At 62.3% G+C, this 11,793-nt stretch carries 12 protein-coding genes; 7 read left to right on the forward strand and 5 right to left on the reverse strand.

The window, feature by feature from the left end:
- Positions 1-134: 134 nt before the first annotated feature.
- The 3 genes from HGP13_RS26490 to HGP13_RS26500 all read left to right on the forward strand — a co-directional run bounded on the left by HGP13_RS26490 (position 135) and on the right by HGP13_RS26500 (position 2,299).
- A complete protein-coding gene (locus HGP13_RS26490) occupies positions 135-698 on the forward strand; it encodes an aldehyde dehydrogenase family protein (protein WP_246707133.1) in 564 nt (187 codons plus the stop codon).
- 161 nt (positions 699-859) lie between these two features.
- Positions 860-1,648, forward strand: a complete 789-nt coding sequence (locus HGP13_RS26495; RefSeq protein WP_172230830.1) for a fumarylacetoacetate hydrolase family protein — start codon at positions 860-862, stop codon at positions 1,646-1,648.
- A 153-nt stretch (positions 1,649-1,801) separates the two neighbouring features.
- Entirely contained in the window at positions 1,802-2,299 is a 498-nt protein-coding gene (locus HGP13_RS26500; protein WP_172230833.1) for a sulfocyanin-like copper-binding protein, read from the forward strand.
- Positions 2,300-2,335: 36 nt separating this feature from the next.
- On the opposite strand, the gene HGP13_RS26505 is transcribed toward HGP13_RS26500, so the two are convergent.
- The 5 genes from HGP13_RS26505 to HGP13_RS26525 all read right to left on the reverse strand — a co-directional run bounded on the left by HGP13_RS26505 (position 2,336) and on the right by HGP13_RS26525 (position 7,290).
- The gene (locus HGP13_RS26505; RefSeq protein ID WP_172230836.1) at positions 2,336-3,142 is read right to left on the reverse strand and encodes an ABC transporter permease; all 807 of its coding nucleotides are present in this window, start codon (positions 3,140-3,142) and stop codon (positions 2,336-2,338) included.
- On the reverse strand, positions 3,142-3,975 hold the full coding sequence (locus HGP13_RS26510; protein WP_172230839.1) for an ABC transporter permease: 834 nt from the start codon (positions 3,973-3,975) through the stop codon (positions 3,142-3,144). The genes HGP13_RS26505 and HGP13_RS26510 overlap by 1 nt, the downstream gene beginning before the upstream one ends.
- Before the next feature lie 20 nt (positions 3,976-3,995).
- Positions 3,996-5,108, reverse strand: coding sequence for an ABC transporter substrate-binding protein (locus HGP13_RS26515; RefSeq protein WP_172230842.1), 1,113 nt, complete (start codon positions 5,106-5,108; stop codon positions 3,996-3,998).
- A 70-nt stretch (positions 5,109-5,178) separates the two neighbouring features.
- Positions 5,179-6,273, reverse strand: coding sequence for an ABC transporter ATP-binding protein (locus HGP13_RS26520; RefSeq protein ID WP_172230845.1), 1,095 nt, complete (start codon positions 6,271-6,273; stop codon positions 5,179-5,181).
- A 120-nt stretch (positions 6,274-6,393) separates the two neighbouring features.
- Entirely contained in the window at positions 6,394-7,290 is an 897-nt protein-coding gene (locus HGP13_RS26525) for a LysR substrate-binding domain-containing protein (RefSeq protein ID WP_056563585.1), read from the reverse strand.
- 75 nt (positions 7,291-7,365) lie between these two features.
- Here HGP13_RS26525 and HGP13_RS26530 point away from each other — a divergent pair, with 75 nt between their 5' ends.
- From HGP13_RS26530 to HGP13_RS26545, 4 genes are all read left to right on the forward strand, one after another.
- Positions 7,366-8,952, forward strand: a complete 1,587-nt coding sequence (locus tag HGP13_RS26530) for an amidohydrolase (RefSeq protein ID WP_172230848.1) — start codon at positions 7,366-7,368, stop codon at positions 8,950-8,952.
- 40 nt (positions 8,953-8,992) lie between these two features.
- Entirely contained in the window at positions 8,993-9,925 is a 933-nt protein-coding gene (locus HGP13_RS26535; RefSeq protein ID WP_172230851.1) for a dimethylarginine dimethylaminohydrolase family protein, read from the forward strand.
- A gap of 157 nt (positions 9,926-10,082) precedes the next feature.
- Complete coding sequence (locus tag HGP13_RS26540; RefSeq protein ID WP_172230854.1) at positions 10,083-10,700, forward strand: cupin domain-containing protein; 618 nt, start codon at positions 10,083-10,085, stop codon at positions 10,698-10,700.
- Positions 10,701-10,842: 142 nt separating this feature from the next.
- The gene (locus HGP13_RS26545) at positions 10,843-11,784 is read left to right on the forward strand and encodes a substrate-binding domain-containing protein (protein ID WP_172230857.1); all 942 of its coding nucleotides are present in this window, start codon (positions 10,843-10,845) and stop codon (positions 11,782-11,784) included.
- Positions 11,785-11,793 lie beyond the last annotated feature (9 nt).

The raw sequence follows: 11,793 nt of genomic DNA on the forward strand, positions 1-11,793 counted from the left end.
CACCAAGCCTGCGCCATACCGCACGATTCGTCTCGTCGCGATCATGAACGCCGATGATCTCGAAAATACGACTCTGTTATGAACAGATTGCCATGCCGGGCAACCCTAGAGAACCAATCTGCTCAGCCGGCAGATTGCGCGAGCGCCTTGCGGCAAAGGGACAGCAAAGCCATATCGGAGTAGCGCTGCGGATCGGCAACCCTCTCGACGCGGTCGATCTTGGCCCCAAGATCAGCCGGCCCGAACTCGAAAAGATCGAAGCCATGGCGGCCGAGGCCGTGCGGGGCGGCGCGGAGCTGCTGACCGGCGGCCATCGACTGGAGGGGGATGCCTTCGCCAAGGGGCATTGGTTCGAGCCAACCGTCATGATGGCCCCTTCGAACACGGCGCCAATCATGCAGCAGGAGATCTTTGGGCCGGTCGTTCCGGTGATGCGCGTCGCCGGTTTCGATGAAGCGCTGCGGCTGGCCAACGAGTCCGAATTCGGCCTCTCCGCCTATCTGTTCACCGGCAGCCTCAGCCGTGTCATGCGCTTCAACAGTGAAAGCGCCTTCGGTGAACTCTACATCAACCGCACTTGCGGCGAGATGGTCCAGGGTTTTCATTCCGGCTGGAAAAACTCCGGGCTCGGCGGCGAGGACGGCAAATACGGTTTCGATGCCTATCTGCGCAAGAAGACCGCCTACGTTGCGGCTTGACCTGCCTTCGAACGTCCGTATCTCACCTATCCGCCTTGCGCTGGCTATGACGCCTGGCAAGCGGAGCATGGTGTGGACACTCGATTCCCGGTCACTAGCCTTGCCCCTATAGGCGGGGCTACATGGGCTGCGAACGTTTCCTTTGATTTCCGGAGCTGACGATGCTCGATGCAGAAAAGGCCAGGGCCGCGTCTCGGTTGCTGGTAGGCCATTGGGACGACGGCACCCGTCTCGATGCCATACCCCTTGAGTTGCGGCCGCTAACGCGGATCGACGGCTACGCCATCCAGTCGCATGTGATGGATCGCTCGGTGGCTCCGCTTTTCGGCTGGAAGATTGCCGCAACCAGCCTGGCCGGACAAAGGCATATCAACGTCGACGGCCCGATGGCCGGGCGACTGCTGGCCGAGAAATCGGTCGCGGTTGGCGGGACTGTTTCGCTGGCGACGAGCAAGATGCGCGTGGCCGAGATCGAATTCGCCTTCCGTTTCGGCTGCCAGTTGCCGCCATGTCAGGCGCCCTATGAACTCGCTGAGGTGATGGATGCGGTGGCGAGCTTGCACCCGGCGATCGAAATTCCGGACTCACGCTACAATGATTTCTGCGCTGTCGGGGCGCCACAGCTCATTGCCGACAATGCCTGTGCCAATCTGTTTGTCATCGGCCAGGCGACAAAAGACCATTGGCGCGACGTTAACCTCGCGGAGCATCCGGTGGTCGGTTTCGTTTCCGGCAAGTCGCAGCACAATGGATCGGGCGCGGCTGTGCTGGGCGACCCCCGTATCGCGCTCACATGGATCGTCAATGAACTGTCGAGCCTCGGCATCGCACTCGAGCCGGGACAGGTGGTAATTACAGGCACCTGCGTGACACCGATAAGCGTCCAGGCCGGTGACGAAGTCATTGGCGATCTGGGCAGGTTCGGCCGTGTCTCAGTGCGGTTTGTGTAGGGTGTCTCGCTGCTGGTGATGAACCGTCCGACCGGGAGCGAACTGTCGCCCCGCCCGCCTGTTTGATCTGGCGCAAGGACGGCGGGCGACGTTCATGACGGAATGGGCGTCGGGATGTAGAGCACTCCTGCTGCTGTCCCGAAGGAGATCGCCATGAAAACCATCTACAGGAAAGCAGCGCTCGGGCTTGCAGCCGCAATGCTCATGGCCGGCGGTGCCAGCGTCGTGCAGGCTGCTTCGCTTGTCCAGATTTCGCTCTGGGACAAGGGCGCGAGTACGGAGATGCCGATGGGGCTCGCCTATGCGACGCCCGGAATTGATCTTGCCAAGGCGACCATGGGCATCAAGGCTTTGCCAGGGGTAGTGAAGGCCGGTGAAGTCACATTCAATGTGAAGAATGATTCCAAGGACACCATTCACGAAATGATCGTTATGCACCTTGCCGATCCCAGCAAGCCGCTTCCTTACGTTGATTCCGAGAATCGGGTGGATGAAGACAAGGCTGGTGACAAGGGCGAAGTTTCGGAACTTGACCCCGGCAAATCAGGCACATTGACCGTCGATCTGATCGCTGGAAAATACCTGCTTATCTGCAACGTGCCAGGGCACTATGCGGCCGGCATGTGGGCCGAATTCACTGTCGAGCCGTAGGCGTCGGGCTTAAAGCGAGGTTGTGCGTCGGGCAAATCAGCGCCCGCCGCGCGGCTTGGCCATCACACTGCGCACCGCAAGCACCAGCACCGTGATGATGATCAGGATCACCGACAGCGCCGCGATCGCCGGGTCGATGTTGTCGCGCAGGCCCATCCACATCAGACGCGGCAGCGTGATGGCGTTGACCGAGGTGATAAACAGGGTGACACCGATCTCTTCCCAGGACAGCACGAAGGACAGCAAGGCCGCGGTCACGATGCCGAACTTGATGTTGGGAATGATGATGCGGGTGGCGCGCTCCCACACACTGGCGCCGAGGCCCCTCGCGGCAAGGTCGATGCGCCGGTCGAGCTGGCTGAGCGAGACCAAGATCAGCACTGTCGCGAAAGGCACGGTCATCACCGAATGCGCCATGGCGACGCCAAGCCAGGTGTCGTAGCCGAAGAACGAGCTGAAGCCTGACATCGAGGTGAGCAGGAAGTAAAGCGTGATTGCCGAGACCACGGGCGGCACCACCATCGGCAGCAACACGAAGCCGACCAAGGCCGCCGTGAAGCGCGGCTGAAACATCCACACACCAAGGCTGAAGCACAGCGCGAGCACGGAGGAAAAAGCGCTGCTGACGACGCCGATGCGGATCGAGAGCAGGATAGAGTCGATCCAGCGCGGATCCTCGATCAATGCCCTGTAGTGGCGCAGCGACAATTCGCCCGATGGCATCGCCAGCATGCGGCTCGGCGTCAGCGACACCGGGATGACGGCAAGCAGCGGCATCAGCAGGAACAGCGCCACCAAGGCGGCGATGACCAGCGAGACGGGACCGGGGCGATAGGTCGGCATCAGATCAACTGCCTGGGTCTGACATAACGGAACAAGAGCGCCATCAGCGCACCGACGAACAGCACCAAAACGACGCTGATCGCAGCCCCCAGCCCCCAGTCCGGGCTCTGAAATATCCTGAGATAGATCAGCTCGGCGATCATCACGCTGCGGCCGCCGCCAAGGATCGCCGGCGTGACGAAGAAGCCGAGCGAGAAGACGAAGACGATCAGCGCCGAACCGATGATGCCGGAGCGGGTCATCGGCACGAACACGGTCCAGAAAGTGCGCATGCGGCTGGAGCCAAGGCCACGCGCTGCCAGCAGCACGCGGTCGTCGAGGCTGCGCATGGCGGAGGCCAGCGGGAAGACGGCAAACGGAATGAGGAAATGCGTCATGCCGACGATGACGCCAAATTCGTTGCGCACAAGCGCCAGCGGTTCGGAGATGAAGCCGATCGATTGCAGCCAAGTGTTGATCAAGCCACGATTGGATAGCAGCGCCACCCAGCCGAAGGCGCGCGTCAAGACCGAGATCCAGAACGGCACCAGGATACAGAATTCGGCGATGAGGCGTTGCGCCGGGCTGCCGCGCACCCAGACAACCGTGATGGCATAGGCGGCGGCGACGGACACCACAGTGACGATTGCCGCGATGCGCAGCGTGCGGATGAACACCGACTGCACCAGATCGTCAGTGAGCAACGCCTCGTATTGGCCAAGCCCAGGCGTCGGAAGAGTAAAACTCCATTTGACCACGCCGAGAAACGGCCAGGCATAGGCCAGGACGAGAAACAGGAGCAGCGGCGCCATCAACAGCGCCGCGCCCATCCTGTCGGAGAGAACGCCTCTCATATCAGATCAGCATCCTGCTCTCAGGCGGAGATGATCTTGGTGTATTCGTCGAGCGCCGCGCCGTAGTTCTTGGCGTACCAATCCATGTCGAGCGCGATCTGCTTCTTCATGTTCTCCGGGTCGACGGGGTTGATGCGCTTCTTGTCGGCGGGGATCAGCGCGTCGGCGGCCGGATTGGCCGGCCCCTGGCCCAGCTTGTCGAACATGACGAGCTGCTTTTGCGGATCCTGTGCGCTGGCGATGAACTTCATCGCCGCGTCCTTGCCGCCCGGGTTGCCCTTGAGCACGGCCAGCGCGCCGGGCGAGATCAGGCCCTGGTCCCAGATGAACTTGATCTTGCCGCCGGAATCCTGCTCGATCAGCGAAGCGCGGGTCGACCAGACGATGGCCATCGAGGCTTCGCCGTTGAGCAGCACGCTCTGGCTCTCGGCGCCACCGCCCCAATAGGCGACGACGTTTTCCTTGAAGGCGGCGATCTTGTCATGCGCCCGCTTGAGGTCGAGCGGATAGAGCGAAGCCGGCGCGATGCCGTCGGCCAAAAGAGCGGCTTCCCAGCTCGACACGCCCCATTTGTAGAGCGAGCGCTTGCCGGGGAACTTCTTCACATCGAAGAAGTCGGCCATGCCGGTCGGTGCGTCCTTGCCGTATTTCTCGGAATCATAGGCGATGACATAGGAGAAGAAATAAGTCGAAGCGGCATACTCCCAGCCGAAGCCGGGGCGCATCTTCGTCTTGTCGACGATCTTGTAGTCAATCGGCTCCAGAGCACCCTGGGCGCCGAGGGTGATCGCCGAGAACGGATCGACGTCGACCAGATCCCAGGTCGGCGCGCCGCTCTTGAACTGCGCCGAGATAGCGCCTTCGGTCGGGCCGGAGCCGTCCATCTTGACAGTGATGCCGGTGTCCTTGGTGAAGGCCTGGCCATAGGCCGCATCATAGGCAGTGATGGCGTCGCCGCCCCAATTGACCAGCACCAGTTCCTTGGCCTGCGCAAAGGCACCGGTCGAGCGCAGCAGCATCGGCGTGCCGGCAAGCACGAAGGCCGCGAGTTGCGTGAACTGGCGGCGCGAAATCTCGCCGCGCCTCGTCCTTTCGGACAGCGTTTCGATGGCCTGTTTCTTGGTATCGTTCATGTCAGTTCCCCTTTGTTTTAGTTGATTTCAATCCGGAAAGCCGGTGCGGCAGGTCAGGCCGCGCCGGCGCTCATTGTCCTCCGTCCGGAAGGAGGAAACCCTTTTCCGCCGGCCAGGTCAGCCAGACGGAATTGCCTTTGCTGAGTGCGGCGGCGGCGACTTCGTTCGGCACTGAGACGGTCACCTTGGCGCCTTGGCGTGTGGTCAGGTCGAGCTTGGTCGCGGCCCCCATATAGGTCGAGGCAATGGCGGTCGCGCCGATGCCGTTCTCGCCGACGGTCGCTTCACGCGCTATCGACATATGTTCGGGCCGGATCGCCAGGATGGCGTCGCCCCGAACCTTCTCGGCCTTGCAGTGCATGTTGACCGCGCGGTCCTCGCAAAGGCCGGTCGAGCCATTGCCGGCCGGTTGCACGCCCTTCAACGGCAGCATGTTGATCTCGCCGAGGAACTCGGCGACGAAGCGGTTGTCCGGCCGGTCATAGACTTCATCCGGCGCGCCGACCTGCAGCAGTTTGCCATGGTTGAAGATGGCGACGCGAGACGACAGCGCCAGCGCCTCGCTCTGGTCGTGGGTGACGAAGACGAAGGTGGTGCCGGTTTCCTGGTGCAGGCGCTTCATCTCGGCCTGCATCTGGCCGCGCAGGCTCTTGTCCAGCGCCGAGAACGGCTCGTCGAGCAGAAGCACGCCCGGCTCGAACACCAGCGCGCGGGCAAGCGCCACGCGCTGCTGCTGGCCGCCGGAGAGCTGCGAGGGCAGTTTCTTCTCGTGGCCGATCAGACCGACACGCTCGATCATCTCGCCGATGCGCTTCTTGATGTCGGCGGCCGATTTCTTGCGCACCTTGAGCGGGAAAGCGATGTTGGCCTCGACACTCATATGCGGGAACAATGCATAGCCCTGGAACACCATGCCGGCGGCGCGCTGCTCGGCCGGGCGGTTGGTGATGTCGGTGCCGTCGCTGAAAAGCTTGCCTTCGGTCGGCTGCACGAAGCCGGCCAAGATCATCAGGAAGGTGGTCTTGCCCGAACCGGACGGCCCGAGCAGCGTCAGGAACTCGCCGCGGCCGATGTTAAGCGACAGATTGTCCAGCGCACGGAACGAGCCGAAGCTCTTGCCGATCCCGATTGCCTTGATCTCTGCGGCCCGGCCGGGTTGCTGCATCCTGCCTCTTCCTCAGTCTGTGGTAAAATCGTAGGCAGGGTCACGGCTCACCGCAACCGAATAGTTTTCGCCTGATCGGCAAATTTCATTCATCTATGGCGAGCTGGCACCAACCTGCATTCAATAGGGCTGAATGCGGTTCTCCGAGAGCTTCGACCTCAGCCACCCGGCGAAGGCGTCCAGCACCGGATGCGAAGCCTTGGCGTGTTCGGAGACCAGGAAATACGAGCGCGGCGACTTGATCGCGATGTCGAACGGCCTGACCAGCCGGCCTTCGCTGAGTGCCCTGCGGCTGGTCAGTTCGTCGCCCATGGCAATGCCCTGGCCGGCAATCGCCGCCGAGAAGACGAGGTTCATATCGGAAAAGAAGATGCCGCCCTCGGTGTCCGGATTTTCCACCTTGGACAGCGCCAGCCAGCGCGCCCAATCCTCGGTGTCGTCGAGATGCAGCAGATTGGCACGCAGCACGTCCGCCGGCTTCGAAAAACCGCCGACCTTGTTCAGCAGCGTAGGACTGCAAAGCGGCGTGAAGGAGATTTCGCACAACAATTCGGCCATGCGGTTCGGCCAATTGCCGACACCGAAGGCAATGAAGGCGTCCGCCTCCGCATTGCTGACATCGTCGAGCCGCCTGGGCGTCAGGATGCGCAGCGCCACGTCAGGATACATCTGCCGGAACTCGCCGATATGGGTGCAAAGGAACAGCGAGGCGAAGCCTGGCGTACAAGAGACGGCGAACGAGCCGCCGACACCGGTGCCGGCATCGCGCGTCACCGCGTCGCCGAGAACGGTGAGCGCCTTGCGCACATCACTGGCGTAGCGCTGGCCGCGCGGTGTGAGCGCCACGCCCTTCCCGATGCGTTCCAGCAGATCGAAGCCGAGATCGCGTTCAAGCAGCCGCAATTGATGGCTCACCGCGCTGCGGGTCAGGTGCAGTTCGTCGGCGGCACGCCAGACGCTGCCATGCCTGGCGAAACTGTCGAGCGCGCGCAGCGCCTGTGTGGATGGAATTCTCAAGAGGTGAACCGAATTTGCACGAACCGGGAAAACATATCACTTTTTGGCGAACCGCTTCACTGCTTTCTTTGCGGCATGGACAAACCGGTGGCGACATCAGCGCAAGAGACCGCCCTTGCCTGCCTCGACGGCATCCAGCCGCTGCTGTCGGCGTGGACACGCACCATCTTCGACTTCGGCGAGACCGCCTGGCGCGAATACCAGTCAGCCGCCTGGTATGTGGCGCGGCTGAAGCATGAGGGCTTTTCTGTCGAGGAAGGTTCCGGCGGCATGCCGACCGCATTTTGCGCCCACTGGACGAATGGCGCCGGGCCGACGATCGGCCTGTATGCCGAATATGACGCGGTGCCCGGCAATTGCCAGGATGCGGTGACGGTGAAGCAGCCACGGCCCGGCCTTGGCATCGAGGCCGGCGGCCACACCGACCCGCATTCGGGGCTCGGCATGGCGAGCCTTGGCGGCCTGCTCGCCACCAAGGCGGCGATGCAGCGCCATGGCATTCCAGGCACGCTGCGCTTCACCGGCGAGCCGGCGGAGAAGGTGCGCGGGTCCAAGCCGATCCATGCCGCCAAGGGCTATTATGACGGCCTTGCCGGCATGATCTCCTTCCATCCCTTCTACATGCTGCCGCTCTGCAATACGGCGCGCTGGGACACGCATTGTGGCGCTGCCTTCGCGATGATCTACCGCTTCATCTGCGACGAACCCGAAAACTGGGTTCGCGCAAGCGATGGCGCGCCGATTCCGCAGGCACATTCAGCGGTGCGGGCACCGGGCGCCAACGACGCGCTGATGATGATGTACATGGCTTCCAAGGCGCTGCGCGACTCCATGCTGCCGCATCAGGGCGGCTGGTCGATCAGCGAGGCGATCCTGACTGCGGGCCAGGCGACTGCCGACAATCTGCCGGCGGGGCTGGCCGAAATCCAGTACATGATCCGGGTGCCGACCATCGGCATGGCAGAGCAGGTCACCGCCGTCCTCGACCGCAATGCGGGGGTCGCGGCCGCGATCAGCGGCTGCCGCTATGAGCGGCATTGGGTGTCCAAGTCGCGGCCAGGGCTGGCCAACCACGCCATGGCCGGGATTACCTATGAGGCGCTGTCGACGGTAGGGCCGCCGCGCTGGGACGAGGCCGCCAAAGCGATCGGGCGTGAAATCCAGGTCAATGCCGGGGCTGCCGCGACCGAAAACCCGTTCATAGATGAGCTGGAGCGGCTGATTTCGCCACAGGAGGCCGAGGCCATCCTGCGCCGCGACCTGCCGCCTTCGCAGGTGAATTCAACCTCCGACGACTATACCGACATGAGCTGGCATGCGCCGATCGCACGCTTCTATGTCGCGCGTCCGGCGTTGCGTTCGGCGAATGGCCACGCCTATCCCTCCTGGGTGATGAATGCGCTGGGTGGCATTTCCGCCACCATCGATCCGATGGTCATTTGTGCTGCCAAGACGGTCGCGCTTGCGGCATTGCGCCTGCTCGAGGATAAAACCGCCCGTGATGCGGCGATGGACGAGTTCACTGCCCGCACCGGCGGCGGTGTTGGCGGTTCAAACTGGATCGCCCCGCTCTGCGACTACGATCCGCCGATCAATTTCCGCTGGCCGGAATATGTCACCACGGCGCGCGGCCGCGACTGGTGGATTCCAAGCAATGCATGACCGACCAACTCTTGAAAAACGAGCCCACGAGGAGAACCGCATGACCGTCCATGATCGCATCGTCGCCGAGCCATTTTCGCTGCAGCGCCGCAATCCGGCCGGCGGCACCAAGCCGCTGACAGCCTGGGGCTTCGCCAACGAAACCGATGTTTTGACCGACGTGCTGCTAGGATCACCGAATTTCCTGCGCCATCTCTCGACCAGCTCGCTGTCGAGAAAACACCTGCGCGAGGCGCCCTGCAATGTCCAGATCGCCCAGGCACAGCACAAGGATCTGGTCGCCGCCTATGAGCATTTCGGCGTCAACATCCACTGGCACGAGCCGACGCCGGAGCTGCCGATGCAGGTCTATTCCCGCGATTCCAGCGTCATGACGCCCTACGGCGCCTTCATCACCGCCATGGCCAACTGGTGGCGGCGCGGCGAGAACTATGCCGCCATCCGCACCTATGAGAAACTCGGCATCCCGATCTACGACATGGTCACTGCCGGCACGTTCGAGGGGGGTGACTTCAACGTTATCGAGGAGGGCGTGGTGCTGATCGGCTGCGGCGGCGCTCGCACGCAGGAGGAAGGCGCTCGCCAGGTCCAGTCCTGGTTCGACAAGGAGGGCTGGGAGACGCGCATCGCCTTCATCGACGAATATTACGTCCATATCGACCTGATGGTGGTGCCGATCGCCGAAAAGCTGACCGCCGTCTGCCTCGCCTGCACCGAGCCCGGCATCGTCGACTGGCTGAAGGGCAAGGGCCACGAGATCATCGACGTGCCGTTCCAGGACACGATGGCGCTCGGCTGCAACTTCATGTCGCTGGGCAAGGACCGGGTCATCGCGCCGACCTCCAGCAAGACCCTGATCGGCCAGCTCAAGGCGCGCGGCTTCGAGGTCGCGGCGATCGACATGAGCGAGATCTCCAAGACCGGCGGCGGTATCCATTGCATGGCGCAGGCGCTGAAGCGCGAGGCGGCGTAAGAGGCACCGTCGCCGGCATTGAAAGGCAGGTGCGCCGCCTGCCCTGGACGGGTCCGTCATTGCGATCCAACGGGTTGTCCAATTTTCATGAGGATGGACAACGCTCGGGATCGGTTTTACGAGTCAGCCCAACCAGCGGAGATGTTCGCGTCCCCCAATGAACAAGATCGATACCCACAACAACAGGGGCGGCGACGAGCGCTCGACCGCCACCAGCCTCTTGCGGCTTGGTACAAGGCTGAAGCTCTCCCGGCAGACGCGTGGCCTGACCCTGAAGGCGCTCGCTGCCGCAGCCAACTGCTCTGAAAGCCTGCTTTCCAAGGTCGAGAACGGCAAGGTGTCGCCCTCGCTGCCCATGCTTCACCGGCTTGTGGAGGTGCTCGGCACCAATATCGGCTGGATGTTCGAGGAGTCCGATGGCGAGGAAGGCATCGTCTTTCGGGCCGGAGCGCGGCCGCTGATCGCGCTCGATCCGCTGCGACGCGGCGAAGGCATTTCGCTCGAGCGCGTCATTCCCTATTCGCCCGGCCATCTCTTGCAGTGCAACATCCATCATATCGAGGCGGGCGGTGAAAGTGCTGGCCCGATCCAGCATGCCGGCGAGGAAGTCGGCTATCTCCTGGAAGGAGCCATCGAACTGATGGTCGGTGAAAGGACGTTTCGCCTGTCTGCAGGCGATTCCTTCGTTTTCAACTCCGAACTGCCGCACTGGTACCGCAATATCGGCGATGAACGCGCCAGCATTTTCTGGGTGAACACGCCGGCTACATTCTGATCTGGCGAGCCCCTCGTTTCCCTTCGTTGAAGCTAATTCAAGTCACTTGACAAGAAATCAAGTATCTTGAATTATGCCCTTGCGCCCAGGCGCCAGGTGAGCCCGATCAAGGGCCTTTTCCGAAAAACCAAGGGGAACCGGAATGCGTCTTACCAAGATCCTTTCAGGCTGCGCCGCAGCCATCGCCATGACCCTCGCGCTCGGCTCTGCCTCCGCCATGGCCGAGACCTACGCGCTCGTCACCATCAACCAGCAGGCTTTGTTCTTCAACCAGATCAATGACGGGGCGACGGCTGCTGCAAAGGCCGCCGGCGTCGACCTCGTCATCTTCAACGCCAACAATGTGCCGAGCGCACAGAACGACGCGATCGAGAACTACATCACCCAGAAGGTCGACGGCATCATTCTCGTCGCTATCGATGTCAACGGTGTGAAGCCGGCGATCACCGCGGCCAAGGCCGCCGGCATTCCGGTCATTGCCATAGACGCGCAGATCCCGAATGGCGACAACGTCGCTTTTGTTGGCGTCGACAACACCAAGGCCGGCGAGGATATCGGCAAATTCTACGCAGACTACGTCAAGACCAAGCTGAACGGCACCGCCAAGATCGGCGTCGTCGGCGCGCTCAATTCGTTCATCCAGAACCAGCGCCTTGATGGCTTCAAGAAGGCCGTCACCGACAGCGGCCAGAAGGTCACCTTCCTCGACACCGTCGATGGCCAGAACGTGCAGGACGTCGCCTTGTCCGCCTCCGAGAACCTGATGACAGCCAATGCCGACATGACGACGCTTTATGCCACCGGCGAGCCGGCTCTGCTCGGCGCGGTTTCCGCCGTCACCAGCCAGGCCCGCACGGGCGACGTTAAGGTGTTCGGCTGGGACCTGACCAAGTCAGCGGTGCAAGGTCTCGAAGAAGGCTGGGTGATCGCCGTCGTCCAGCAGGATCCGGCTGGTGAAGGCAAGGCCGCCATCGAAGCCTTCGGCAGGCTGAAGAAGGGCGAGAAGATCGATCCGATCATCAATGTTCCGATCACCATCGTGACCAAGGAAAATGTCGGCCAGTTCAAGGACATGTTCAAGTAATATCCTCCC

It is taken from the genome of Mesorhizobium sp. NZP2077 (assembly GCF_013170805.1).
Classification (GTDB): domain Bacteria; phylum Pseudomonadota; class Alphaproteobacteria; order Rhizobiales; family Rhizobiaceae; genus Mesorhizobium.